Source organism: Asticcacaulis sp. SL142, from assembly GCF_026625745.1.
Lineage (GTDB): Bacteria > Pseudomonadota > Alphaproteobacteria > Caulobacterales > Caulobacteraceae > Asticcacaulis.
Map to the genome: position 1 here is coordinate 2,658,479 of NZ_CP113061.1, position 25,920 is coordinate 2,684,398.

Sequence of the window (25,920 nt, forward strand, 5' to 3'; positions counted from 1 at the left end):
CGGAAAGCGCTTTAGTTTCAGGGTTAATTTCGTCAAAATTATGCGCGCGTTTTAAAGCAGCGTCACGCCTGTTTTTGAACTGTGAAAGGCCCCCCGAATAGGCTTATAGCTCATAGGATATATAGAATCACATGAAAAGTGCTTAATGAGTCAGGCCTTACGGCAATTATCAGACGCATCCGCGCCCGCTGATATGGCGGCGGCGGTAAAGTGCCTGCGTGATACCTTTGGCTATGAGCGCTTTCGTGGCCAGCAGGCCCCGGTCATTGAGGCGATTTTGCGCGGCGATGATGTGCTGGCCATTCTGCCGACCGGTGGCGGGAAAAGTTTGTGCTATCAGATCCCCGCCCTGATCCGGCCAGGGTTTGGTCTGGTGATTTCGCCGCTGATTGCCCTGATGAGCGATCAGGTGCAGGCCCTTGAGGCCAAGGGTGTGCGCGCCGCACGCATGGATTCGTCGCTGAATTCGGCTGAGCGCGCCCGCCTGTGGGATGCCGCCCGCGACGGCGATCTTGATCTGTTGTATCTGTCACCCGAAGGACTGGTGCAGCCCTATGTGCTTGACCGGCTGGCGCAGCTTGACGTTAATCTGATTGCAATCGACGAAGCCCACTGCGTGTCCCAGTGGGGCCATGATTTCCGGCCTGAATACCGTGCTCTGGGGCAACTGAAGGGACTGTTTCCCAATGTGCCAACCCTGGCGCTGACTGCCACCGCCGATGCCCATACCCGTCAGGACATAAAAGCCGCGCTGCGCATTGGCCACGCTACTGAGGTTATAGGCAGCTTTGACCGGCCCAATCTGTCGTTGCGCTTCGTGCGCCGCAAGGGGCCGGTGATCAAGCACATTCTGGAGGTGCTGAAAAAACAGCCCAAGGCCGGGGGTATCATCTATTCAGGCTCACGCGACGGCACCGAAAAGCTGGCGCGGCAACTCATAGATCAGGGCTACCGCGCCGAAGCCTATCATGCCGGGTTGTCGGCGGTGGAGCGCGAAGACCGGCTGACACGGTTTTTAAGCGGTTATACTCCGATCATGGTGGCGACGATCGCCTTTGGCATGGGCATCGATAAGGCCGATGTGCGCTTTGTGATCCATGCCGATCCGCCGGCCTCACTGGAGGCCTATTGGCAGGAAGTCGGTCGGGCTGGGCGCGACGGCAAACCGGCGGCGGGGGTGTGCTTCTATACCTCGACCGATCTCGGCTGGGCGCTACGCCGTCAGAACCTGCGCGATCGTGAGGGTGTGCCGGCCCAAAGCCACACACAGGAAAAGGCCCTCAGCTTTCACCGCTTCATGATGGAACCCGGCTGCCGTCAGGACATGGTGCGGCAATATTTCGGTGAAGGGGCGGGCAAGCCGTGCGGCCATTGTGATAACTGCCTGTCGCGCACGAAACCGACTGATCTGACCGAGGCGGCGCAGATGCTGATGTCGGCGCTCTATCGCTTCAATGGCCCGCGCGGGCGCAAAAAGCTGATTGACCATGTGCTGGGCAAAGAGTCCGGCCCCAAGGATTTCAGCACGCGCATGAAAACCTTTGGCGTGGCTAAGGGTTACGACGCCGATGAACTGGCGCTGGTGCTGGATTACTGCGAAGCGCTCGGCATCGCGGCCGAGGAAATGTTCGACGGCAATAAGCCGATCATCGGGCTAAAAGACGCCGATCTGCTCAAGCAATTGTTCCGCGGCGAAATCCGGGTCGAACTGCGCGCCTAAAACCCTGCCACAATCCCGACGTTAAAAGACAAATATCGCGCCATGATTGCGCCGTGTATGCGCCTTTATCCACGCGCAGCCTCAGTCTCAGGATCATTGTGATCCGCACGGGGAATGAAAGATGCGCAAGCTGCTTTTGGCCGCTATGGCCCTCACAGTATCATTAAGCGTTGCGTCCAATGTTCAGGCTGATATTCGCCAAAAGCCTGCCGATCTCAATACCTATATTCTGCTCGACCGTACCGGTTCCATGTCGTCGATGTGGGCGGAGGCCTTAAGTTCGGTCAACGCCTATGCTGAAAATGTGGGTAAGTCCGATCCCTCAAAACCCTTTGACCGGCATCTGAACACGCGGGTCACTTTGGCGGTGTTTGATGCGCAGGACGGCCTGCAATTCAATGTTCTGCGTGATAAGGTGGCACCGCTGAACTGGCAGGATCTCACCAATGCCGAAGCCTCACCGCGCGGCATGACACCGCTTTATGATGCGATCGGCCAGATTATCGCCACCGCCTCTAAGGATAATCCCAAAAAAGCCGTCATCGTCATCATGACCGACGGGCAGGAAAATGCCTCACGCGAAATGACCCAGAAAAGTACTAAAGACGCCCTCGATGCCGCCAAAAAGCGCGGTTGGGAAGTGGTGTTCCTGGGCGCTGATTTCTCAAACTTTTCCGATGCCGATGGCGTGGGGATTGAACGCACCAAATCCATGGCCGTTGATAAATCAGCTCTGCGCGAGACCATGCAACGCCTGGCTAAAAAGAGCCGTGACTACGGCGTGGCCGCCCCTGCCGCCCCGGCACCGGTGACCTTTGATGCCGAAGACCGCGCCGCCGCCAAGGAAGAGGCCGTCAAACAAAAGCAGGGGCAGTAGCCTTTTCGGGTTCTCAGCTTGCAGCCCTCATGGCATAAGGCCGTGAGGGATGTTTTCGGGGGTGTCATGCGCATTTTCAAAGGTATGGTGTTAACGGCGCTGCTGGCTTTGAGCGGTTGCGTCACCAATGATCCGGTGGGCCTCAACGATGCCGGTCGAAAAATTGCTATGGGCTATGTTGAAAGGGCTCTGACCGATCCCATGCCGGTGTTGCGTCAAAAGGCCGAGACCGGCGGGCCTTATGCCGAACTGACCCTGGGGCTGGCGTTGATTAGCGGACGTGGCTCGCTGGCTGAGCAATTGACCGGCATGGACTATGTTCGCAAAGCCTCATTGGCATCCACGTCGCGCAACGTTAGCCTCTACCAGCCGCCGGTGCGTCAGGGCTTATCGGGGTCGGTGCAAAGTGTCCAGGTTCATGATCCGGTGATCGCGGGCGATATAGTTTCTGCCGCGGTGGCCTGCGCGCAGGCTTTGGGTGCCAAGGCATCGATTGCCGATGGCGGTGCGGTCTGTGGCGGTGAGGCACAGTATCAGCGGTTTCTGGAGTTGTTTTAGCCCTTCGGATGGGCGGCGGCATAGGCATTCAGCAGGCGTTCCGTATCGACCTGAGTATATTTTTGGGTAGTTGAGAGCGATGCGTGGCCCAGCAATTCCTGAATGGAACGCAGATCGGCCCCTGCCCCCAACAAGTGAGTGGCAAAGGAATGGCGCAGGGCATGGGGGGTGGCGCGATCGGTCAGCCCTAATCGTCCGCGCATATGGGCCATGCTGGTCTGCACCTGACGGGCGGACAGGTCTCCGCCCCGTTTAGCACGGAACAGTTTGTCAGCAGGTTTCAGGCTAAACGGTTGTTGGGCTTTGTAGGCGTCAATGGCGGCGCGCACTTCATCCAGCACCGGCACAATGCGCATCTTGTTGCCCTTACCCATCATGCGCAGGGTATCGGACAGCGGCGTGTCCTTGACCGTCAGCGACAGCGCCTCAGAAATGCGCAGCCCGCAGCCATACAGCAGCATAAACACCGCCCGGTCGCGCGCGGCTTCCCACGGTTCAAGGTCGTCGCGCATCAGAGTGTCCTGCATCAGACCGATGGCCTGATCCTGATTGAGCGGGCGGGGCAATGTGGTTTTCAGGCGCGGCCCACGCATCAGAGCGACATGGGTGTTGGCGATCCCCAGATGCAGATCAAGATAGCTGTGGAACGATTTTATCGCCGACAGATGCTGGGCCAGCGACCGCGGCGACAGGGGCAGGTCTTTGGCGCGCAAATGGGCCATCCAGCCGCGGATATCGGCGGACGTCAGCTCAGACAGATCAGTCAGATTCAGATTATCGCCAATCGCTCCGCGCAGATGCCCGAAATAGAGCGCGGTCGCATGGGCATAGGCCTCAAGCGTCTTGGGCGCCACGCGCCGCTGAGCCTTGAGGTACAGTAACCACTGATGGCGGGCCTCATCAATCGGGATCATGGTAACAAGCTAGGGCTCAATCGTAAGGATTTGTTTACGATACTTCCAAAGAAAACGTATTTTGCCTTCAGGCCAAACTTTTTTGCGATTTACAAAACCGGCCACCGGTCCGCTACCCGTTCGACCACGCGGGCCACAAAGGCGACCAGTTCTGCGCCCATGTCTGGCGTAAAGCCGTCGAAATCGGCCGACCCGAATGACACCAGCCCCGGCCGGCCTTCACGCCACAGAGAAATGCGCAGGGCGGCCGCACTTTTGATGCGCTTAACGTCCTCATCAAACAGAACCCGCGCCACGGCATCGGGCCCCAGCAGCGACAGGGCCTCTTCGCCGATGATGTAATCGACGCCGCCGTAATCAAGCGTCTTCCACCCCAGCGGCACCGGCCCGGTATCCTCTAAGGCGATGGTGGCGGCCATAAGCCCAAAGCGGTGCTTGACCTCCTCGTTCAGGCGGCGGGCCAGATCGGAGTGGTTGCGCGCCTCCATCAGGTTCAGTACCATGCCGTGAGTCTGGTTTTGGGCATCGAAATTGGCTCGCGCTGTGGCTTCCATCTGGCGGCGAACATCGATATCTTTCAGGGCCTTAGCCTCAAGCCGCGCCAGCGCCGCCGGGCCGAAATCAATCAGATTACGTGAGGCCGGTTTCAGGCCCAGACTATCCAGCAAGGGCCGGTCGGCCTTGAGCTTATCGGCAAATTGCGGCAGGCGCGCGCGCACATCAGCCCAGTCGTCATGGACGCCAGAAGGGGCCGCGTTTTCGCTATCGCTGATTTCGGTCGCCATATGCCCTTAAGCCCCAACAGGCGGATTAACCGTAACGGTCTTGATAACCCGCGTAAAACCTATATCTCACTTTAGATTATGAGCCCGTCCGATATCAACCCCACCCTGTTAGATTTTGATCTGCCGTCTCAGGTGGTGGCAAAGGTTGCGGTTTTAGCGCCGATGGCCGAGGTGCTGGACTATGCGGTGCTGGACGGGATGACGCTTGAGGTTGGCGATCATGTCATGGTGCCGTTGGCCCACCATAAGGTGCGCGGGGTGGTGGCGTCGGTTGAGGCGACGCAGGCGACCCATTTCAAACTCAAAGCCGTCGTGGCGAAAATCGACGATCCGCCAGTGCCGCGCGCCAGTCTTGAGTTCTGGTTGTGGGCGGCGGGCTGGACCCTGACCCCGCCGGGGGTGTTCCTGAATGGCTGCATTGGTGCACTTAAAACCCCGAAGGCGCACATAAAACAGGCCTATGTCCTGACGGGCGCACAACCGGCGAAACTGACCAAGGCCCGGGAACGGGTCATGGAGCAGGCCGTCCACCCGCTCAGTCTGACCGAGTTGTCTTTGGCGGCAGGCGTATCGTCGTCCGTCATCAAGGGGCTGGAAACTGAGAGCGTACTGGCGCGGGTTGAGGTCGAGGCTGAAGCATTCGCCGCCCCAAATCCACAGTTTAAGACTCCGGCACTTAATCCCTCTCAGGCCGCCGCCGACGAACTGCTGCGTCAAAAACAGGCCGTGGGCGGGTTTTGTGCGGTGCTGCTGGATGGGGTGACCGGATCGGGCAAGACCGAGGTTTATCTGGAATCGGTCGCCCGCGCATTGTTGCGCAACTTAGAGGCGCAGGTTCTGATCCTGCTGCCGGAAATTGCCCTAACCCAAGCCGTTATGGCGCGGTTAAAGGCGCGGTTTGGGGCCGATCCCGTCCCCTGGCATTCGGCTCTCACGCCCTCACAGCGGCGCAAAATCTGGGAAGGGGTGGCCTCCGGTGAGGTGCGGCTGGTGGTCGGGGCCCGTTCAGCGCTGTTTTTGCCGTACCGTAAACTTGATCTGATCGTGGTCGACGAGGAACATGACGGCTCCTACAAGCAGGAAGAGGGTGTGCGTTATCAGGCCCGCGATCTGGCGGTGGTGCGCGCTCACCGTGACAAGTTCATGATCATTCTGGCCTCGGCGACCCCGTCGCTGGAAAGCCTGAGCAATGCCCAAAAGGGCCGTTATGCGTGGATACGCCTAACGGAGCGCCACGGTACAGCGCAACTGCCGGATATCCACCTGATCGACATGAAGGCCCATCCGCCGGGCAAGACCGAGATGGGCGATCCGCTATGGCTGTCGGCCCCGCTGGTGGCTGAGATTGAGCGCACTCTGGCGCGCAAGGAGCAGGTGCTGTTGTTCCTGAACCGGCGCGGCTATGCGCCGCTGGTGCTGTGTCGGGCGTGCGGAGAGCGCATGACCGCGCCGAATACCGATAGCTGGCTGGTGGAACACCGGGCAACCGGGCGGCTGGTCTGCCACCTGACCGGGTTTTCGATGAAAAAACCGGATCGCTGCCCACACTGCGGGGCGCTCGACAGTCTGGCGGCGATCGGGCCGGGGGTGGAGCGTATTCTGGAGGAAGTGCGGTCGCGCTTTCCGGCGGCACGGGCTGAGATTTTCTCCTCCGATACCACGCCCGATGCGGCCTCATCCGAAGCCCTGATCAAACGGGTGCAGGACCATGACACCGATATACTGGTCGCCACTCAGGCAGCGGCCAAGGGTCATAACTTTTTGAATCTGACGCTGGTCGGGATTGTCGATGCTGATCTGGGTCTTAAGGGCGGGGATTTACGGGCGGCGGAGCGGACGTTTCAGTTGCTGGCTCAGGCGACCGGGCGGGCGGGTCGCGCGCACAAGGCGGGTATGGCTCTGCTGCAAACCTACAGCCCTGAACATCCGGTGATGCAGGCGCTTAAGGCCCAGGACCGTGAGGCCTTTTACGCCTATGAGCAGATGACGCGCGAACTGGCCAAGTTTCCGCCGTTCGGGCGGCTGGCGGCGGTGATCATGTCGTCAAAGGATCAGGCTGAGCTTAACCGGTTTTCACGCGAACTCGCCCTGACCATTCCCAATACTGATGGGGTCGAGGTTTACGGGCCAGCCGATGCGCCGTTAAGTCTGGTACGCGGGCAGTGGCGCAAACGCTTTTTAGTGCGCGCTGACCGTAACCGCGACCTTCAGGCCTTTATGGCGGCGTGGTTGAGAACCGTGAAAAAGCCCAATATTATTCGCGTAGTCACCGATATCGACCCGTATAGTTTTCTATAACAATGAACCGCTGGTGGTTACCGTCAGAGCGCGAACGGTGCCGACAGGTGCCGGTTGAGACAGATCGGCGATAGATGCGAGGTCGAGCCAGTCCCGCCATTGGTCTGGATGCAGAATGACCGGCTCGCGGGTATGGATGGGGGCCATGTCTTCACCGGCCGGACGGGTAAGTATCGTTAAGCTGGTGACGGGGCCATCGGCGGTTTCGGCGCGGTCCCACAACCCCGCAAACATCAGCGGATGATTGTCGGCGCGGGTGATCTGCCATTTTTGCTTGTGGCCCTTGTCGCCCGACCATTCCCAAAAGGCGTCAGCGGACACCAGGCAATGGCGCTTGCGCCACGGCGTTGCAAACACGTTTGATGTGGCGGCGGTCTCGATGCGGGCATTAAAGGTTGTCAGTTTAAACGCTTTGACCGGCCCAACGTGGCTGCGCGGGATCAGGCTCCAGCGGGCGGACTTTACGGCGTAACCCTCCGGGCGCGCGCCGATAATCGGATAAAGGTCGGTCGGGCGTATCTCATCATCGCCACTAATGTCCGGGGCTGGCGCCGTCATGCTGAGAATCTCAAAGATGCAATCCCAGAATTTACTGTGGCGTTTAAAGCGTCCGCACATCTGTCCCTCTCATAAAAACGCCCCCGTTTGATGACGGGGGCGTAAAACTCAGGCTGGTTTGCGTATTTTAATGCGCCGTGCCGGATTTCTTTCGCCGGAACATCTGCAGGAACTCGACAAAGGCCGAGAAACCCATGGCCGCATAGATATAGCCTTTTTCGATGTGAGCGCCGAAGCCTTCGGCAATCAGCACCATACCGATCATCAGCAGGAAGCCGAGCGCCAGCATGACAATCGACGGATGCTTGGCTATGAAGTTGGCGATAGGGCCAGAGGCCACGAACATCACAAACACCGCGAACATCACGGCGATGACCATGATGGGCAGGTGATCGGTCATGCCGACGGCGGTCAGGATCGAATCGATTGAAAACACCAGATCGAGCAGCAGAATCTGAGCGATGGCGGCGGCGATGTTGCTGGTTACCGGCGGCTTTTCGTGGGTCTCAAGTTCGCCGTCCTTAACATGGGTTTCGGTGGCATGATTGATTTCCTTGGTGGCCTTATAGACCAGGAACAGGCCGCCCACGATCAGGATAATGTCGCGCCAGGAAAAGCCTTTATCCATCAGCGTGATCACAGGCTCCTTCAACGCCACGATCCACGACAGGGTGAACAGCAGAAGGATACGCATAACCAAGGCGCCGCCGATACCGATGGCGCGGGCTCGGGCGCGCTGGGCTTCGGGCAGTTTATTGGTCAGGATGGAAATGAAGATGAGATTGTCGATCCCAAGGACGACTTCCATGACAATAAGTGTAACGAGCGCCGCCCAAACGGCGGGATCAGCAAACAGGGCCAGAATCTGGTCCATTAGAATTTATCTCCCCTTGCATCGCACCGGATGCCATGAATAAAGAACTGTGCCGGTTGCGGTAAACGCTGTCATGCCGTGCGCAACCGGGCATAAGATTCTTAGATAGGGCAATTATACTATAGCGCAATGCACTCTGTGCGGTTTTGTTTGCGAATTGTGTCAAGATTTTTTCAGGCAATGCGGTTTTGCTTGGTTGCGATGCGCAAAGTCACATGCTAATAGGCCGCGATCCACGCCATGAGAACGCCATCCGTGTAGCGGTGTCCGTGTGCTTTATAATTAAATCTTTTGGATGAGCTGTGAGCGATATTTTCAGAGAGAACGAAGTCGGCAATCGTTATGCCAAAGCGATCTTCGAGCTGGCGCGCGATGGCGGTGCCCTTGAAGCGGTCTACAAAGACTTCGCCACGCTTAAGGCCCTGATCACGGAAAGCGCTGATCTGCGCCGCGTGCTGGGGTCACAAGCCTTCGCCAGTGACCTGAAACTTAAAGGTCTTTTGGCGGTTGCCAAGAAAGCCAAGCTGAACGCCCTGACCACAAAAGCTTTGAACCTGATGGGCCAAAAAGGCCGTCTGGATCAACTGGCGGCGACGATTGCAGGTTTCAATTCGCTTTATGCGGCCCACAAAGGCATTGTGACCGCGACCGTAACGTCGGCGGTGGCGCTTGACGATGGTCAACTCAAAAACCTCAAGGCGGAACTGGCCAAGGCGCTGGGCCGTGAGGCTGATATTACTACTTTGGTCGATCCGGCCATCCTAGGCGGGCTTAAGGTCCGCGTCGGGTCGCGTCTGTTTGATGCGTCCCTCAAAACCAAACTCGATTCCCTCAAATTCGCCCTTAAGAGAGCGTAATACTCATGGACATTAATGCCGCCGAAATTTCGGCCATCCTCAAAGCTCAGATTGCCGGTTTCGGTGAAGACGCCGATGTCTCCGACGTCGGTTCGGTTCTGTCGGTCGGTGACGGTATCGCCCGCGTTCACGGCCTTGATTCGGTTCAGGCCGGTGAAATGGTCGAATTCCCAAAGGCCGGTGTTAAGGGCATGGCCCTGAACCTGGAAAAAGACAATGTTGGCGTCGTTATCTTCGGCGAAGACCGCGAAATCAAGGAAGGCGACGAAGTTAAGCGCCTCGGTGAAATCGTGCAGGTTCCGGTCGGCAAGGGCCTTCTCGGCCGCGTCGTCAACCCGCTGGGTGAGCCGATCGACGGCAAGGGCCCGATTGAAGCGACTGAATTCCGCCGCGTTGACGTAAAGGCGCCTGGCATCATCCCGCGTAAATCGGTCCATGAGCCGGTGCAAACCGGCATCAAGGCGATCGACACCCTGATCCCCGTTGGCCGTGGCCAGCGCGAGCTGATCATTGGTGACCGTCAAACGGGTAAGACCGCCGTCGCCATCGACGCCATCCTGAACCAGAAGGCCGCTAACGCTGGTACCGACGAGTCGGCCAAGCTGTACTGCATCTACGTCGCCATTGGTCAAAAGCGTTCGACCATCGCGCAGATCGTCAAGACGCTCGAAGAAAACGGCGCTCTGGAATACACCATCGTGGTGTCCGCGACCGCCTCTGAGCCGGCCCCGTTGCAATTCCTGGCCCCGTTCTCGGGCTGCGCCATGGGTGAATATTTCCGCGATAATGGCATGCACGGCCTGATCATCTATGACGATCTGTCCAAGCAAGCTGTGGCTTATCGCCAGATGTCGCTGCTGCTGCGCCGTCCGCCGGGCCGCGAAGCCTATCCGGGCGACGTCTTCTACCTCCATTCACGTCTGCTGGAACGCGCCGCCAAGCTTAACGAAGACAATGGTTCCGGTTCGTTGACGGCCCTGCCGATCATTGAAACCCAGGCCAACGACGTGTCGGCCTATATCCCGACCAACGTGATTTCGATCACCGATGGTCAGATCTTCCTCGAAACCGACCTGTTCTATCAGGGCATCCGTCCGGCGGTGAACGTCGGTCTGTCGGTGTCGCGCGTCGGTTCCTCCGCTCAGATCAAAGCGATGAAGCAGGTTGCCGGCGCCATCAAGGGTGACCTGGCTCAGTACCGCGAAATGGCGGCCTTCGCCAAGTTCGGTTCTGACCTCGATGCCGCCACCCAGCGCCTGCTGGCCCGGGGTGCGCGCCTGACCGAGCTTTTGAAGCAGCCGCAATATTCGCCGCTGAAGGTCGAAGAGCAGGTTTGTGTGATCTATGCCGGTACCCGTGGTTACCTCGATAAGATCGCCGTGTCCGACATCGGCCGTTTTGAGCGTGAATTCATCAGCTACCTGCACGGCAAGCAAAGCGCCCTCCTGACCAGCATCCGCGAGAAGAAGGCCCTGTCGCCGGAACTCGAAGAAACGCTCAAAGGCGCGCTGAACGATTTCGGCAGCAACTTCGCCTAAACCCAAGACCTGAGCCAGCTCAGGTCTTGTCTAACAAGATAAACCCATTCGAAAACTTGTTTTTCGAATGAGAGGAGTTCCAATGGCAAGTCTTAAGGACATGCGCAACCAGATCGCCAGCGTGAAAGCCACGCAGAAGATCACCAAAGCCATGCAGATGGTGGCGGCGGCGAAGCTTAAGCGCGCTCAAGATGCGGCGGAAAATGCCCGTCCCTATGCCGCGCGTATGGCCTCTGTCATCGCCAATCTGGCTAAGGGCGTGTCCGGTGACGGCGCGCCTGTGTTGCTGGGTGGCAATGGCTCTACGCAAAATCATCTGGTGATCGTATCGACCTCTGATCGCGGTTTGTGCGGCGGCTTTAACTCCCAGATCGTGCGCGCGGCCCGCGAGTACATCAACGGCCTGATCGCTGAGGGCAAGGGTGTCAAGATCATCACCGTTGGCCGTAAGGGTAATGACCAGCTTAAGCGCCAATATGCTGACCGTATCATCGCAACTTTTGATATGTCGGCGCACAAAGTCCTGACGCTGGACGCCGTGCAACCGATCGCCGATGCGGCGGTCGCTGAATTTAACGATGGCCGCGCCGATGTCGTGACCCTGTTCTATTCGCGCTTTAAGTCGGTCATCTCGCAGGTGCCGACGCCCAAGCAACTGATCCCGGCCCAGATTGATGCTGCCGAAGAGCCCTCTAGCGGGTCGGACGCGGTTTACCAGTATGAGCCGTCGGAAGAAGAGATTCTGGAAACCCTGCTGCCGCGCAATCTGACGGTGCAGATCCTGTCCAGCCTGCTGGAAAACACCGCCGGCTTCTACGCCGCCCAGATGAGCGCGATGGATAACGCCACGCGCAACGCGGGCGAAATGATCAAAGCGATGAACTTGAAATATAACCGTAAACGCCAGGCCCAGATCACGACCGAACTGATCGAGATCATCGCTGGCGCTGAAGCCATCTAAACGACTCTAAGGAAAAGTCCTTCGCTTACGCTTAAGTGTACTTTTCCTTAGAAAAATGAGTAATGTAAACAACTTCAAATTCTGGTGCCAGACTGCCCAAACATGGCCGCCCCAAACCAGAATTTGGCCTTAACGCAACCCACTTGAAAGTACACCGAGCACCGCGAGGGACTTTCAAGTGAAACGAGGTTATCATGTCCGCCCATCAAAAGATTACGGCTAATAAAGGCCGCCTCACCCAGATCATCGGCGCCGTCGTTGACGTCGAATTCCCCGATGGTAATCTGCCCGCCATCTTGAACGCTCTGGAAACCACGAACGCCGCCTCGGGTGCGCGTCTGGTGTTCGAAGTCGCTCAGCACCTCGGTGAAAATACCGTCCGCGCCATCGCGATGGACGCCACCGAAGGTTTGGTGCGTGGTCAGGAAGTCACCGACCTTGGCGCCCCGATCACCGTTCCGGTGGGGCCTGCCACCCTTGGCCGTATCATGAACGTCATTGGCGAGCCGATTGACGAAGCTGGCCCGATTGAAACCAAGTTCTTCAACCCGATCCACGCTGACGCCCCGGCCTTTGCGGATCAGGCGACCTCGGCAGAACTGCTGGTCACGGGCATCAAGGTTATCGACCTGATCTGCCCATACGCCAAGGGCGGTAAGATCGGCCTGTTCGGCGGCGCCGGCGTCGGCAAGACCGTGACCATCCAGGAACTGATCAACAACATCGCCAAGGCATACGGTGGCTATTCGGTGTTTGCTGGCGTGGGTGAGCGTACCCGCGAAGGTAACGACCTGTACCACGAAATGATCGAATCCAAGGTGAACGAACATGGCGGTGGCGGCACCTCACGTTGCTCGCTGGTTTATGGTCAGATGAACGAGCCTCCGGGTGCGCGCGCCCGCGTCGCCCTGACCGGTCTGGCTCAGGCTGAATATTTCCGTGACGTCGAAGGCAAAGACGTTCTGTTCTTCGTCGACAACATCTTCCGCTTTACGCAGGCCGGTTCCGAAGTGTCGGCTCTGCTGGGCCGTATCCCGTCCGCCGTGGGCTATCAGCCGACGCTGGCGACCGAAATGGGTAAGCTGCAGGAACGCATCACCTCGACCAACAAGGGCTCGATCACCTCTGTTCAGGCCGTATACGTCCCCGCCGACGATTTGACCGACCCGGCTCCTGCCGCTTCGTTCGCTCACCTGGACGCGACCACCGTTCTGTCGCGCTCAATCGCCGAGCAAGGCATCTACCCGGCTGTGGACCCGCTCGATTCGACTTCGCGTATTCTTGATCCGCGCGTTGTCGGTGAAGAGCACTACTCGACCGCCACCCGCGTTCAGGAAATCCTGCAACAGTATAAGGCGCTCAAAGACATCATCGCCATCCTCGGCATGGACGAACTGTCCGAAGAAGATAAGGCGATCGTGGCCCGCGCCCGTAAGATCCAGCGCTTCATGTCGCAGCCGTTCCACGTTGCCGAAATCTTCACCGGCACACCGGGCGTTCTGATGACCATCGAAGACACCATCAAGGGCTTCAAGGGCATCTGCAACGGTGATTACGATCACCTGCCGGAAGCCGCCTTCTACATGGTCGGCACGATTGAAGACGCTATCGCCAAGGCCGAACGTCTGGCGGGCGAGGCCTAAGAACTTCGGACTAAAGTCCTTCGCGCGTTGCGCTCAGTGTACTTTAGCCCGGTTCAGCATCGTGAAACATTCCCTAGGGGCGGCCCGTCGGGAATGTTTCGCATTTTTGTTTGAGGTTTGCCGTTAGCAAACCGCAGGAGCAGGGAAGCCAACATGGCTGACAAACTTCACGTTTCGCTGGTGACCCCGGAAAAGGAACTTTTTTCCGGTGATGTCGATCAGGTTATCGCCCCCGGCACCGAAGGCGAATTTGGTGTGCTGGCTAACCACGCACCGTTCATGACGACGCTGGCGGAAGGGTCAGTTGTGATCCTTGATGGCGATAAGCGCCGGGTGTTCAACGTCCGTGGCGGCTTTGCCGATGTCAACGCATCGGGTATGACCATTCTGGCCGAACACGCCGACGAATATATTGAGACCGTGCACTAATTCTGTCGGCAAACGCATAAGATCAAAGCCTCGCTTCCGGCGGGGCTTTTTTTATGGCAGGTTGGGTGCGGGTATAATCTGCACAAGGCCCTGAACATGAAACCGATCAAGACCCTGCTGTGCGCTTTGCTGGTCGCCGCTGCTGTCCCGGCCTGGGCCGAAACCTTGACCCCGTTGCGGGCGCAGGACGTGCGCGACTCGATAGGTATAAATACCCATATCAACTACACTGACGGATCATATCGCGCGCCCGATGAGGTCTATAAGGCGCTGGATTACCTCGGCATCAAGCTGATCCGCGACTCCTCGCCGTTTCCTTGGGTCGGCGGCAGCACCGGTGTGAACACCTATACCAACCTGATGAAAAAGGGCGTGAAGTTCAATATTCTGGTCTTTGGGCAAGGGCCGGGGGCTAACTACGATCCAAAGATTCCTGTTGATCTGATCGATAATCTCGAATGGGCCTATCCCGGCGGGATTGTGGCTATCGAAGGCTTTAACGAAATCGACCATGCGCCGGTGACCTATGGCGATGAACGGACCGAGGCGTCATCGATTGCGGCGCATCTGGAAACCGTTCGCCTGATCCGTGAGCGTAAGCGCCTGAAATCCCTGCCGATCTATGACCTGACAGGTGCGGATGCGCCGCAGGCCTTGGGGCCGCGCGGGGACTATGCCAACAAGCACGTCTATGCCCAGAACGGCAATCCGCCGCGCCCGCATTTCGAGGGGGCGCATAAGGGCCTGAATGGTCTTAAGCCATGGGTAGTCACTGAATTTGGCTATGCGACCTATCCCGAAATCGACTGGCTGGTCATCGGGGTCGATGAACGCACCCAGGCCAAGGGCATACTGATGGGCCTTTTTGATGCCTACCATCTGGGGGCGTCGAGCATATATCTCTATGAACTTCTGGATCAGAAGCTGGAGCCGCATCGTGAGATGCACTTTGGGCTGTTTGATTACCACTATAAGCCCAAACCGGCGGCGACGGCTGTGCGCAACCTGATCCGCATCATTGAGGACAAGGCTGGCGGCGCTAAGGACTTCACGCCGCGTCCGCTTGAGGTCCGCCTGAGCTTGCCGGAAGGAACCTTCGCGCTGGCGCTCGATAAGGCGAATGGGGTGACGCAACTGGTGATCTGGCGCGAAACCCAGATCTGGGTCCGTGAGGCGGGGAAGCGCAAGGATAATCCAACGGTGCCCTTGGCGGTCAAGCTGCCCGATGGGGCCAAGGCCCGCGCGCTCTATGATCCGCTGATTAGCGACGAACCGGTCAAAACCTATGGCGGTGAAGGGCAGGTGACTGTCGATCTGCCTGATTATCCGGTCATACTCGAATTTAGCCGGTAATCAGCGGTTTGAACGTATCGATCACCGCGCGATAGGACTCGCGCTTGAACGACACGACCCGGTCCATGACTTTATCGAGATCACACCATTCCCAGGCCTCAAACTCCTGCTCACCGTGGGCTTGCAGGTTTACCTCAGAATCGTCGCCCAAAAAGCGGTAGGCGAACCATATCTGCTTCTGGCCCCTGAAATTGCGACCGATCTTTTTCTGTGCCAGCACTTCGGGCGGGAAATCATAGATGACCCAATCCTGTGTGCGGCCGATCAGTTCGACCGAGGTCATGCCGGTCTCTTCATAAAGCTCGCGCTTGGCGGCGGGCTCCAGTTCTTCGCCGTCATCGACCCCGCCTTGCGGAAACTGCCAGACATAGGCCCCGGTCATGCCAAAGCGATGGCCCAGCCATACCTTGCCGTCACGATTGACCACCACAATGCCGACATTGGGGCGGTAAGCTTTCAGATGATCTTCGTTCATCGGCGCGTTATAGCCGAAGCTGGGGCCAGTTGCAGCCCTTTTTGATTGAGCGTTTGCGTCCACTTAATCGCCGCCGCGACCGTCACCGGATAGGCAAAGCCGGTACCCAGCGCCTGCCCACGGCTTTTGGCGGCGGTCTCTAACCCTGCTAGTTGCGCCTGAATGGCGGCGGCGGTCAGGGACTGATCGATGATGCGGTCGGCACTGGCGCGCGGCATGTTGGCAGCGGCACCGTCAATAGCGCGGCCCTGACCATCATCAATGAAGGCAAGGCCCCGCGCCCGCAGGCTGCCGGTCAGAGCGCCGACACCGGTGCGATCTTTCAGGAAGGCGCTGCCCTGATAGTTGGTGACGCCGAAATAGCCGGTAGCGCGGCCCAAAACCCGGTTTAGGCGCAGATTAAGGTCATCAGCGCGGGTATTGATCAAAAGGGTGTCCGGGCCGGTGTCATTATCGGGGTAGTTGACCGGCTGCATCGGGATTTCGATCAGAACTTCGTGGCCCTGAGCGCGCGCCAGATCAATCCAGGTCTGCAGATTATCGGCATAGGGCACAAAGCTTAAGGTCACATCGGCGGGTAATTGCTCAATCGCGGCCTTGGTGGTGGCGGGATTGATGCCTAAGCCGCCAACAATCAGGGCGACCATCGGGCGACCATCACTGCGGAATGGGCGGGCATAGGCCTGCGCCGGGGTCTGGCCATTCGGCCCGATGGCTGGCAGCGGGCCTTGGGGTGACGGTTGTGATAAACCTGAAATGGGCGCGGGCGGCAGAGGCTGGGCGCTCAGTTTCGGCGCATTGGCCGTGCTGCCATCACCGCCGGGCAGGGTAATGACCGCTCGATTATCAACCGGCTGACCATTGGCGTCCAGCATGCCTACGGGGGCATCGGCAAACAGACCCAGAGAGTCGATGGTAAAGGCATCGGCCCCGGATGGGGCTACGGGTACATCCGTCGTAACCGCTGCGGTGGCTGGTTTTTCTTTCGACATTTTAACGCGGATGCTGGGGGAACCGGCGTCCGGATCGGAGGACAGGGCGATAAAGGTGGCACCCAACCCCAGAAACACCACAAGCGCCAGACTTGGGGCCACATAGGGTTTACTGAGGGTGGCCAGAACGGGAGCCAGCCTGGTCTTAAGGTCAAGGCCGGGTTTGGCCGGTGTCTTACCAAACACCGATCCTGCCGCTGCGCTTGTGGCCTTAAATTTAGCGAACATCTGACGTACCCGAAAGCGCATCGTAAAAATAAACGCGCATATTAGATCATTGACCTAATATGCGCGACTCACAGTTAACAAAGACTAACGAAAGTTAAATTTGTCAGGGTTTCGGCGTGGCGGGTTTCGCCGGTTCAGCGGGTGTTTCCGGTGGCTTGGCCGGGGCTGCTGGCGTTGCAGGCGTGGTCTTCACCGGATCTTTGGCAGCGGCGGCCTTGGCTTGCATCTTCTTTTCAAAGCGCGAACCGGGCTTGGCGTCTGCGGCGGCGGCGTAGGCCTTACCGCGCGGGTGGGCTGCGGCCATTTTGACATCGCCATTATAGCCCAGAACATCAAGGGCGCGCGCCAGTTGGAAGTCACCGGCTTTGGTATCATAATCCTCTGGCGGCACCTCGGAGACCTCGTGCTTTTCACGGCGGGCCTTGCCTTCGTCGGCATCGAGCGCGTTTTTATAGGCGGCTTCCGAATACTGGAAGGCCGAAGAGGCGATAATCTTGGCCTGCTCCTTGGTTTGGGCTACCTCAAGATCCGGCTCTATGCCGGTTTTCTGGATCGACCGGCCAGACGGCGTGAAATAGCGGGCGATAGTCAGTTTGACGGCACGGCCTTCGCCCAGATCCATCACGCTCTGGACCGAGCCCTTACCAAAGGTCGTAAGACCGACGATCGAGGCGCGCTTTTGATCCTGCAAGGCACCGGCAACGATTTCCGCCGCTGAGGCCGAGCCCGGATTAGTCAGCACGACGATGGGCAGGCCCTTCATCATGTCGCCCTTTTTGGCGTGATAACGCACGATATCGGAGGTGTCGCGCCCACGTTGGGAGACGACTTCGCCGCCTTCCAGGAACATATCGGCCACGCCTACGGATTGATCAAGCAGACCGCCCGGATTGTTGCGCAGGTCGAGCACCAGACCTTTGAGCTTATGTTTGGCCTTAAGCTCGGTCAGGGCGTCGCGGGCTTCCTTGGCGGTGTTTTCGTTGAACGAAGAAATACGCAGGTAGCCGAAATCGCCTTCCATGCGCGCCTTGACCGATTTGACGTTGATGATCTCGCGCGTCAGGGTGACATCAAACGGCTCATCGCGGCCTTCGCGGACGATGGTGATGGTGATGTCGGTCTTGGGCTCGCCCTTCATCTGGGAGACGGCGTCATTGAGCCGCTGCCCCAGGATCGAGGTGCCGTTGATGGCCGTGATATAGTCGCCGGACATGATCCCGGCCTTGCTCGCCGGGGTGTCGTCCATAGGGGTGACGACCTTGACCGCGCCGTCTTCGGACTGCACCTCAAGGCCAAGACCGCCGTAGGAGCCGCGCGTTTTTTCCTTAAGATCAGTAAAATCTTCGGCGGGCAGATAATTTGAGTGGGGGTCGAGGGACGACAGCATGCCCTCAAGGGCGGCTTCGATCAGTTTTTTGTCGTCGGTTTCGACCACATAGTTCTGCTGAACGAGGGCGAGGACGTCACCAAACAGCTCCAGCATCTCATAGGTGTCGGATTTTGGCGAGAATACCGGCTGGTTGGCATAGGCCATAGCACCAACCCCCAAGGCCAGTGCCGCAACGCCACCCGTCAAAAACTTCTTCATAAACGCTGTCCAAACAAAGATATGCCGCAACTGGCCTAACATCATAGGTTACGAGCCTTGCCATAATTTACAAGGGGGCGAGGCGGGTGACCGTAAAATTATCCAGACATGCAACTATGGCGTAACAGAGGCAAACAGGCGGTTAACGCTCAAGATGCCGCCAGATCAAAGCGCGCATTGGGGTTTACCGGCGTCTCACCCCGGCGCAGCTCCAGATAAAGTTCGGTCTTTTTTGACGACAGGTTGGGCATGCGCCCGACCGGCTCACCGGCGATCACGGTCTGGCCCGCATCGACATAGACCCGCCCAAGGCCGGTCAGGACGATCCGTTCATCCGCGCCGGTGCGCACGATCACGACCTGCCCATAGGTATCGAGTGGCCCGGCATATTCGACCGTGCCGCCACCGGGGGCTGTCACCTGCGCGCCGGGGGCCGATTCCAGCGTCAGGCCGCGACTGCCGTCCACGCCGAAATCACCGACCTTGCGACCCAGCAGAGGGGCTTTGAGGCGGGTATCTTTTGTGGCCCCCAACAGTCCCTTAAGCGGCAGATTACCGCGCAGCCGGTCGGACTGGCTTTTCAGCAACAGGGCCTGACGTTCCGCCGCATCGGCTTCGCGCAAAAGCTGGTCTTCCAGACCGTATTTTTCCGCGATCAGAGCTTCGATTTTGGCCTGCTGTTCCGACACGTCGCTCTCAGACACGAACAGGGCTTCCGATTGCAGGGCGGCGGCGCGGCGGACATTGATCAGGGTTTTGTTCTGTTCGGACAGTTTGGCGGCGCGCAGTTTCAGCTCCGGCGTAATTTCCTTCATGATGATGGCGGCAACCACGGCGTCATTGGCGCGGCGTGACGACACAAAAATCGCCGGTGGCGGATTGCGCGAATAGAGTTGCAGGGCCGACAGCAGCCGCGACTGCTTGGCCCGTACCGCCCCCAGCCTGCGGGTCAGGTCGGCTTCCATCTGATTGAGGGTCTCAAGCTTGGCGCGGTAGATGGCGCTGCGTTTTTCGGAAGCGCCCTGCTGGCGTGAGATCGCGACGATCTGCTCACGCAACTTTTCGATCTCGGAGGCAATCTGGCGGGCCGACGCGCGGCGGGTTTCGGTCGTGCGTTCAGCCGCTTTCAGGCGGGCATCGATGGCGTCAAGTTCGGCCTGCGCCTGTTTGGACAGCGGGGGTTTCGATTGGCTCATCACAGGGACAGCCACCAGCACGACCGCGCTCATGGCTGCTGCCGCCAGACCGGTAAACCTTATGACCCTGTTTGACCGCCAAATCATGACGCAGAGATACCGCGGAACGGCGGCGCGCTCAATCCCGATGATAGGGTGACCCGGCAAGGATGGTGGTGGCGCGGTACATCTGTTCGGCCAGCATAAGACGAACCAGAGCATGGGGCCAGGTCTGAGGGCCAAAGGCCAGCGAAAAGGCGGAGGTCTTCACCAGTTCCGGATCAAGACCATCGGCCCCGCCAATCACAAACGCCATCTTGCGCTCACCGCGATCCTTGAACTTATCGATACGGGTGGCGATCTGGCGTGAGGTCAGAAGCTCCCCGCGTTCGTCGCAGGTGACGATGGCCACACCCTCGCCGAGGGCGGCCAGAATGGCTTCGGCTTCCTGAGCTTTCGTGGGGGCCTTATTGGTTTTCTTAGTCTCGATTTCGAGCAGTTCAGCAGGCCCCAAACCTAAAGCGCGCCCCGTATTGGAGGCGCGCTGAAGGTAGTCACGGGCAAGGGCATTTTCAGGGGTCGAACCTAAGCGCCCGACCGCCGCCAATATTAGCTTCATATGAGCGGGCGATTAGTTGGTAGAAACCGTATGGCCAGTGCCGGTCGCGGAAACCGACCAGATTTTCTCAATGTTGTAGAAGGCGCGCACTTCCGGGCGGAACAGGTGTACGACCACATCACCCACATCGATCAATACCCAGTCGCACGCCGGAAGGCCTTCGATCTTGGCCTTACCGTGTCCGGAGTCCTTAAGCGCGCGCAGCACATGGTCAGCCAGAGCGCCGACGTGGCGATGCGAACGGCCCGACGCGATGATCAGGGTATCGGCCATGGACGATTTACCGCGCAGGTCAATGCAGACGATATCCTGCGCCTTATCGTCATCCAGACGGTTGAGGATGAGGGTTTCAAGCGCCAGATCTTCGCCGTCCGCCGGGGACAGGCTACTGAGATCAATGGCAGAGTCGCCGGTATCAGCGAGGGTGGACGGGGCCGTTTCGGCCGGTTGACGAGACAGTGTCATGGTTCCTTAGATTACAGATAGTGCGCAGACCTTAGCACATTAAATCGCCAAGGTCATCCGCGTTGGTTAGGGCTGTGGGTAATTTTAGAGCGTTTTCCCATCAAATGGTATCATTTGATGGATACGAAAGAGCGACCACCTCTATGTGACCGCTTTACGCCGTAAATTACGTAATGCCGTCGATGAGGCGGTATGGAGCGGGCCGGTCAGATAGGTCCAGGCTGGAACCTTTTGACGGGCAAGGGTTTTGGCCGCGGTTTGCGGGTGGCGGGCATGGGCAAAACGGCGTGCGGTCGGTGAGAAACGGCTGTTCATCAAGGCACCCGGCCGCGACACTATGGCCATCGGGATCATATGGGCGATCTGCGTCCAGCCGCGCCAGCGATGGAATGAGGCCAGACTGTCGCCGCCCATGATCCAGACAAACCTGACGCCGGGATAGCGGGCTTTGAGGGCGCGTAGGGTGTCGAGCGTATAGTTCGCCTTAATGCGGGTTTCAAAATCAGATATTATGTCACGCGGCCCGATGAAGGGGCGAATGGCGTCGATGCGGTCGGACAGAGGTGCAGTTTCATGGTTTGATTTCAAAGGGTTCTGCGGAGATACCAGCCAGATGATCTTATCCAGCCCCAAGGCGATGCGCGCGGTATTGGCGACATGGGCATGGCCTTCATGGGCTGGATTAAATGAGCCGCCGAACAGCCCGATGGTCATGCCGCGCTCCAGATGCAGGCCGGTACGCAACGCACCGGGCCGCACAGAATGATAAAGAGGGGCGGGACCGGCGAACCACATGATGTCTGATTTAGTTGTCCCACGGGGTGTAGGGGGCGGCTTCCGGCGTATCGTCGCTGTCCTCAGTCACCGTTGACTTACCGCTGATGATACCGAACGCGACAAACAAAAGTTCGCGCACACCTTCTCCGGTCACGCCGGAAATCAGGTAGGGTGTCTTCTTGGCGGCTTTTTTCAGCGCCTTGGCCAGCTCTTTGCGGGCGTCGGCATCCATGGCGTCAACCTTATTGATCGCCAGGATTTCGGGACGTTCGGCCAGTTCAGGATCGTACTTCTTAAGTTCCTTGCGGATAATCTTATAGGCGCCGATCGGGTCTTCCTGTGTACCGTCCACCAGATGGATCAGCACCTTGGTACGCTCAACGTGGCCCAGAAAACGGGTGCCCAAGCCTGCGCCATCAGATGCGCCTTCGATCAGGCCCGGAATATCGGCAATCACAAAGCGCTGCTCCGGCCCCAGATCGACCACCCCCAGATTGGGCGTGAGCGTCGTAAACGGATAATCCGCAATCTTGGGCTTGGCCGCCGAAGACGCAGCCACAAAGGTCGATTTACCGGCGTTTGGCAATCCCAGCAATCCCGCATCGGCGATCAGTTTCAGGCGCAGCCAGATCCAGCGTTCTTCGCCGTCCTGACCCGGCAAGGCAAAGGTCGGGGCCTGATTGACCGGGCCCTTGAATCGGGTATTGCCCCAGCCGCCGTTGCCGCCCTTGGCCAGCATATATTTTTGACCGGCCGTGTCGAGGTCGACGATCAGGGTTTCCTGATCTTCTTCAAACACCTGCGTGCCGACCGGGACTTTCATGATGATGTCTTCGGCATTGGCGCCGTGCATCTGGCGGCCCATACCGTGGGTGCCGGTCTTGGCCTTGAAGTGCTGCTGATAGCGATAGTCGATCAGGGTGTTCAGGCCCTCGACCGCTTCGATCCACACGTCGCCGCCCTTACCGCCGTCGCCGCCGTCGGGGCCACCGTTTGGAATAAACTTTTCACGGCGGAACGACACGGAACCCGCGCCCCCGTTACCGGAACGGATGAAAATTTTGCACTGATCGAGGAACTTCATGAGGGGTATGTGAACTAAAAGGGAAAAAATATCAAATAGTCTCTGTGAGTATAAGGGACGCGGCCCTTATACTTTAGAGGATTTTGATCAGGTGCAGGGCGGTGTGCGGGCCATGACGCATCAGGGAGGATTCCTGCGTGCGCCGCCCGGTATAGAGAAAGCCCGTACGGATCAGAACCTGAGCCGATGCGGCATTATCGGCAAAGTGCGCCGCATGAACGACTTTTGAGCTGCCATGTGTACGCAGCCAGCCAAGTGCGGCGGTTACGGCCTCAGTCCCATAACCGTGGTTCTGGTACGGGTGGGCAATGAACAGGCTTAACTGCGGGCCAAAGCTGTCCTGACCTACGGTTTCGGAAAACAGCAGGACGCCAATCAGCTTGTCTCCCAACCGCACGCCCCACTTAGGGAAGCGGCGCGAATGTTGGGTCATGGCCATGCTTAAAAAGCCAAACGCATCCTCTAACGTGAACGGATGCGGGATGTCATGGGTCATGCGCGCGGTTTCCGCCGAAGCGAACACCTGCGTCAGCGCGGTGACATCAGAGAACGTCAGCAGGCTTAACACCAGGCGGTCGGTTTCAATCCGTGTCGCTGTGGGCGGCGTGTGTAATCTGGGGGGCGTTAAACTTAAGTCTCTGCCCCCGAAATCTTTCGATATCATCGGAGTGTGTCCTTAGAAAACTGAACGCGGGGCAAAGAAAAAGGGGAGCCGGTATGATCCGAACTCCCCGCTTATCGCTTTAGTTCAGATCGGGCTTAAGGGTTAAGCACGATCTGAAACATGTCTTAGATCGGCTTATTCGGCAGCAATAGCAGCCGGAATGATCGACACATAACAGCGGTTATCGCGCTTGGTAGTGAACTTCACCTGGCCGTGAGCCGTGGCGAACAGGGTGTGATCGCGGCCCATGCCGACATTTTCACCCGCGAAGAACTTGGTGCCGCGTTGACGGACAATGATGTTGCCGGAAAGGACGTTTTCAGAGCCGTACTTCTTGACGCCAAGGCGCTTGGATTCTGAATCGCGACCGTTACGCGACGAACCGCCAGATTTTTTGTGAGCCATGGTGGCCTCCTAATAAAATGGTTGTCGCTTAAGCTTCGGTGTCCGAAGCGTCGGCTTTCTTTTTGGCCGGAGCCTTTTTCGCGGGCTTTTCAGCCACAGCCACGTCAGCAACCGAAGGGGTCTCGACAGCAGCCGCAACATCACGAGGCGCGAGGTTACGGGCGCGGGCATTAAGCTCGGCCTTAGTGGTCAGCGAGACCGTGCCATCCCATGTGCCGGACTTACCTGCACCATCGATGCCGGTGACGCGGATCACGGTTTCATGCTGGCGATGGCCGCGGGTACGGCGATAGCCCTGACGACGGGTCTTCTTGAAGATCTTAACCTTGTCGCCCTTACGGGTTTCGACCAGAGTGCCAACGACGGCAGCGCCATCAACCAGCGGAGCGCCGACGACGGCACCGGCTTCGTCGCCGATCATCAGGATTTCTTCAAAACGGACTTGTGCGCCCGCTTCGCCTTCAAGCTTTTCAACGACCAGAAGGTCGCCGGCTGAAACGCGGTATTGCTTACCGCCAGTTTTAATGACCGCGTACATGGTCAAGCGCCTCTTATCTATATAGACTAATGCGCAGACCCTGAAATTAACCGAATTAGGTGACTTCAAGCCCGCGCCATAAACGGGTAACCCGACAGACGAAAAAGCCTGCCCGGCGTGAGGGGCGGACTTATACAGACGATTATTGTTGAGTCAATCGCAAAGCCGCCGCAAATCTGCATTATTGGCCGGGGTATGACCAAAAAATATCGCAAGGCACGATCAGGGCAGCGTTTGCCGCTTGATTTCAGACTTAAAAAGCATACTTAAAGCCCAACTTCTGTCCTGTATATTATCGCGAAGGCGCATTTATGGCCGATACTGCATCCGTATCCACTAAGACCCCTGTAACGGTTCTGACCGGCTATTTGGGGGCGGGCAAGACGACGCTGCTCAATCGTATTCTGTCGGAAAACCACGGTCAGAAATACGCAGTCATCGTCAATGAATTTGGCGAAATCGGTATCGACAATGACCTGATTGTGGGTGCCGACGAAGAAGTGTTTGAGATGAATAACGGCTGCGTCTGCTGCACGGTGCGCGGCGACCTGATCCGTATCCTGCAAGGGTTGATGCGCCGCAAAGGCCAGTTTGACGCCATTATCGTCGAGACCACAGGTCTGGCCGATCCGGGGCCGGTGGCGCAGACCTTTTTTGTCGATGAAGACGTTAAGGCCAGAACCTATCTGGATAGTGTGACCGCCCTTGTGGACGCCAAGCACTTTAAATCGGCGTTGGACGCCGATCGGGTGGTTAAGGAACAGATCGCGTTTGCCGATCAGGTTATCCTCAACAAGACCGATCTGGTGACGCCGGAGGAGCTTAATGAAGTTGAAGCCCGTATCCGCGGCCTGAACCCGCTGGCGACCATTCTGCGGGCTGAGCGTTCAGGTGTCGATATCAAAAGCCTGCTGAACCAGCACCGCTTTGACCTGTCGAAGATGGATGGCATCGCTAATCATGGCGACCACGGCCCGGACTGTGCCGATGATTGCGGCCATGATCATGATCACTCTCACGGGCACCACCACCATAATCCGGCCCACGGTGAGGCGGGCCATGTCCATGACGAACACTGCGGTCACGACCATCACCATCATGGTCACGCTCATGATCATGGGCATCTGAACCCGATCCATGACCATGAAATCCGCTCGGTATCTCTGTCGTCGGATAAGCCTCTGGACGGGGTGCGTTTCACCAAATGGATTGACCAGCTTCTGGCGACCAAAGGCCCGGATATTCTGCGCGCCAAGGGCATTATCGATGTGGCGGGCGAAGACAAGCGTCTGGTGTTTCAGGCAGTCCACATGATCCTTGAAGGCGAACTGCAAGCGCCGTGGAAAGACAGCGAAAACCGCTTCTCGCGCGCAGTATTTATCGGTCGCCATCTCGATGACGCGGCTCTGCGCGCCGGTTTTGAAGCCTGTATCAAGGCTTAAAGCTCGCAATGCCTCCGCCCCCGCTTGCGAGGGAGGTGGATTTTTGCTTTAGCAAAAAGACGGAGGGGGCAATACGGAGGACGGTGTTGCCCCCTCCGTTGTC

Annotated in this window: 26 protein-coding genes; 11 read left to right on the forward strand and 15 right to left on the reverse strand. The window is 58.2% G+C overall.

Annotated elements, in window-relative coordinates; genetic code table 11:
* Positions 1 to 145: 145 nt before the first annotated feature.
* From OVA03_RS12115 to OVA03_RS12125, 3 genes are all read left to right on the forward strand, one after another.
* Entirely contained in the window at positions 146 to 1,720 is a 1,575-nt protein-coding gene (locus OVA03_RS12115) for a RecQ family ATP-dependent DNA helicase (RefSeq protein ID WP_267524944.1), read from the forward strand.
* 121 nt (positions 1,721 to 1,841) lie between these two features.
* The gene (locus OVA03_RS12120) at positions 1,842 to 2,597 is read left to right on the forward strand and encodes a vWA domain-containing protein (protein WP_267524946.1); all 756 of its coding nucleotides are present in this window, start codon (positions 1,842 to 1,844) and stop codon (positions 2,595 to 2,597) included.
* A 66-nt stretch (positions 2,598 to 2,663) separates the two neighbouring features.
* On the forward strand, positions 2,664 to 3,155 hold the full coding sequence (locus OVA03_RS12125; protein ID WP_267524947.1) for a hypothetical protein: 492 nt from the start codon (positions 2,664 to 2,666) through the stop codon (positions 3,153 to 3,155).
* Here the strand turns inward: OVA03_RS12125 and OVA03_RS12130 are convergent.
* A complete protein-coding gene (locus OVA03_RS12130) occupies positions 3,152 to 4,069 on the reverse strand; it encodes a tyrosine recombinase XerC (protein ID WP_267524949.1) in 918 nt (305 codons plus the stop codon). The two genes, OVA03_RS12125 and OVA03_RS12130, sit on opposite strands and share 4 nt — an antisense overlap.
* Before the next feature lie 89 nt (positions 4,070 to 4,158).
* The gene (locus OVA03_RS12135) at positions 4,159 to 4,854 is read right to left on the reverse strand and encodes a DUF484 family protein (protein ID WP_267524951.1); all 696 of its coding nucleotides are present in this window, start codon (positions 4,852 to 4,854) and stop codon (positions 4,159 to 4,161) included.
* Between the two features lie 78 nt (positions 4,855 to 4,932).
* Between OVA03_RS12135 and OVA03_RS12140 the strand changes: the two genes are divergently transcribed.
* A complete protein-coding gene (locus tag OVA03_RS12140) occupies positions 4,933 to 7,152 on the forward strand; it encodes a primosomal protein N' (protein ID WP_267524953.1) in 2,220 nt (739 codons plus the stop codon).
* On the opposite strand, the gene OVA03_RS12145 is transcribed toward OVA03_RS12140, so the two are convergent.
* The gene (locus OVA03_RS12145) at positions 7,147 to 7,770 is read right to left on the reverse strand and encodes an SOS response-associated peptidase (RefSeq protein WP_267524955.1); all 624 of its coding nucleotides are present in this window, start codon (positions 7,768 to 7,770) and stop codon (positions 7,147 to 7,149) included. The genes OVA03_RS12140 and OVA03_RS12145 overlap by 6 nt on opposite strands.
* Positions 7,771 to 7,837: 67 nt before the next feature.
* Positions 7,838 to 8,584, reverse strand: a complete 747-nt coding sequence (locus OVA03_RS12150; RefSeq protein WP_267524957.1) for a TerC family protein — start codon at positions 8,582 to 8,584, stop codon at positions 7,838 to 7,840.
* 302 nt (positions 8,585 to 8,886) lie between these two features.
* On the opposite strand from OVA03_RS12150, the gene OVA03_RS12155 reads away from it, so the two are divergent.
* The 6 genes from OVA03_RS12155 to OVA03_RS12180 all read left to right on the forward strand — a co-directional run bounded on the left by OVA03_RS12155 (position 8,887) and on the right by OVA03_RS12180 (position 15,365).
* Entirely contained in the window at positions 8,887 to 9,441 is a 555-nt protein-coding gene (locus OVA03_RS12155; RefSeq protein WP_267524959.1) for a F0F1 ATP synthase subunit delta, read from the forward strand.
* Positions 9,442 to 9,446: 5 nt separating this feature from the next.
* On the forward strand, positions 9,447 to 10,979 hold the full coding sequence (atpA, locus tag OVA03_RS12160) for a F0F1 ATP synthase subunit alpha (RefSeq protein ID WP_267524960.1): 1,533 nt from the start codon (positions 9,447 to 9,449) through the stop codon (positions 10,977 to 10,979).
* 82 nt (positions 10,980 to 11,061) lie between these two features.
* The gene (locus OVA03_RS12165; RefSeq protein WP_267524962.1) at positions 11,062 to 11,940 is read left to right on the forward strand and encodes a F0F1 ATP synthase subunit gamma; all 879 of its coding nucleotides are present in this window, start codon (positions 11,062 to 11,064) and stop codon (positions 11,938 to 11,940) included.
* A gap of 194 nt (positions 11,941 to 12,134) precedes the next feature.
* Positions 12,135 to 13,583, forward strand: a complete 1,449-nt coding sequence (gene atpD, locus OVA03_RS12170; RefSeq protein ID WP_267524964.1) for a F0F1 ATP synthase subunit beta — start codon at positions 12,135 to 12,137, stop codon at positions 13,581 to 13,583.
* A 153-nt stretch (positions 13,584 to 13,736) separates the two neighbouring features.
* Positions 13,737 to 14,012: an ATP synthase F1 subunit epsilon gene (locus tag OVA03_RS12175; RefSeq protein WP_267524966.1), complete on the forward strand. Its 276-nt coding sequence runs from the start codon at positions 13,737 to 13,739 to the stop codon at positions 14,010 to 14,012.
* 96 nt (positions 14,013 to 14,108) lie between these two features.
* Positions 14,109 to 15,365: a hypothetical protein gene (locus OVA03_RS12180; RefSeq protein ID WP_267524968.1), complete on the forward strand. Its 1,257-nt coding sequence runs from the start codon at positions 14,109 to 14,111 to the stop codon at positions 15,363 to 15,365.
* Here the strand turns inward: OVA03_RS12180 and OVA03_RS12185 are convergent.
* The 11 genes from OVA03_RS12185 to rplU all read right to left on the reverse strand — a co-directional run bounded on the left by OVA03_RS12185 (position 15,355) and on the right by rplU (position 24,375).
* Complete coding sequence (locus OVA03_RS12185) at positions 15,355 to 15,840, reverse strand: RNA pyrophosphohydrolase (protein WP_267524971.1); 486 nt, start codon at positions 15,838 to 15,840, stop codon at positions 15,355 to 15,357. The two genes, OVA03_RS12180 and OVA03_RS12185, sit on opposite strands and share 11 nt — an antisense overlap.
* The gene (locus OVA03_RS12190) at positions 15,837 to 17,060 is read right to left on the reverse strand and encodes a divergent polysaccharide deacetylase family protein (protein ID WP_267524973.1); all 1,224 of its coding nucleotides are present in this window, start codon (positions 17,058 to 17,060) and stop codon (positions 15,837 to 15,839) included. Before OVA03_RS12190 ends, OVA03_RS12185 begins: the two co-directional genes overlap by 4 nt.
* Positions 17,061 to 17,163: 103 nt before the next feature.
* Positions 17,164 to 18,648: a S41 family peptidase gene (locus OVA03_RS12195; protein ID WP_267524975.1), complete on the reverse strand. Its 1,485-nt coding sequence runs from the start codon at positions 18,646 to 18,648 to the stop codon at positions 17,164 to 17,166.
* A 149-nt stretch (positions 18,649 to 18,797) separates the two neighbouring features.
* Positions 18,798 to 19,877: a murein hydrolase activator EnvC family protein gene (locus OVA03_RS12200; RefSeq protein WP_267524977.1), complete on the reverse strand. Its 1,080-nt coding sequence runs from the start codon at positions 19,875 to 19,877 to the stop codon at positions 18,798 to 18,800.
* An 85-nt stretch (positions 19,878 to 19,962) separates the two neighbouring features.
* On the reverse strand, positions 19,963 to 20,442 hold the full coding sequence (gene rlmH, locus OVA03_RS12205) for a 23S rRNA (pseudouridine(1915)-N(3))-methyltransferase RlmH (protein WP_267524979.1): 480 nt from the start codon (positions 20,440 to 20,442) through the stop codon (positions 19,963 to 19,965).
* Positions 20,443 to 20,454: 12 nt separating this feature from the next.
* Positions 20,455 to 20,907: a ribosome silencing factor gene (gene rsfS, locus OVA03_RS12210; protein WP_373295577.1), complete on the reverse strand. Its 453-nt coding sequence runs from the start codon at positions 20,905 to 20,907 to the stop codon at positions 20,455 to 20,457.
* Between the two features lie 141 nt (positions 20,908 to 21,048).
* Positions 21,049 to 21,702: a nicotinate-nucleotide adenylyltransferase gene (locus tag OVA03_RS12215; RefSeq protein WP_267524981.1), complete on the reverse strand. Its 654-nt coding sequence runs from the start codon at positions 21,700 to 21,702 to the stop codon at positions 21,049 to 21,051.
* Positions 21,703 to 21,712: 10 nt separating this feature from the next.
* Entirely contained in the window at positions 21,713 to 22,768 is a 1,056-nt protein-coding gene (obgE, locus tag OVA03_RS12220; RefSeq protein WP_267524983.1) for a GTPase ObgE, read from the reverse strand.
* Between the two features lie 73 nt (positions 22,769 to 22,841).
* Positions 22,842 to 23,432, reverse strand: coding sequence for a GNAT family N-acetyltransferase (locus tag OVA03_RS12225; protein WP_267524985.1), 591 nt, complete (start codon positions 23,430 to 23,432; stop codon positions 22,842 to 22,844).
* A 135-nt stretch (positions 23,433 to 23,567) separates the two neighbouring features.
* Positions 23,568 to 23,837 carry a 50S ribosomal protein L27 gene (gene rpmA / locus OVA03_RS12230; protein ID WP_189484742.1) on the reverse strand — a complete coding sequence of 90 codons (270 nt, stop codon included), beginning with the start codon at positions 23,835 to 23,837 and terminating at the stop codon, positions 23,568 to 23,570.
* 28 nt (positions 23,838 to 23,865) lie between these two features.
* On the reverse strand, positions 23,866 to 24,375 hold the full coding sequence (rplU, locus tag OVA03_RS12235) for a 50S ribosomal protein L21 (RefSeq protein ID WP_267524988.1): 510 nt from the start codon (positions 24,373 to 24,375) through the stop codon (positions 23,866 to 23,868).
* Between the two features lie 311 nt (positions 24,376 to 24,686).
* Between rplU and OVA03_RS12240 the strand changes: the two genes are divergently transcribed.
* Positions 24,687 to 25,817, forward strand: a complete 1,131-nt coding sequence (locus OVA03_RS12240) for a CobW family GTP-binding protein (protein WP_267524990.1) — start codon at positions 24,687 to 24,689, stop codon at positions 25,815 to 25,817.
* Positions 25,818 to 25,920 lie beyond the last annotated feature (103 nt).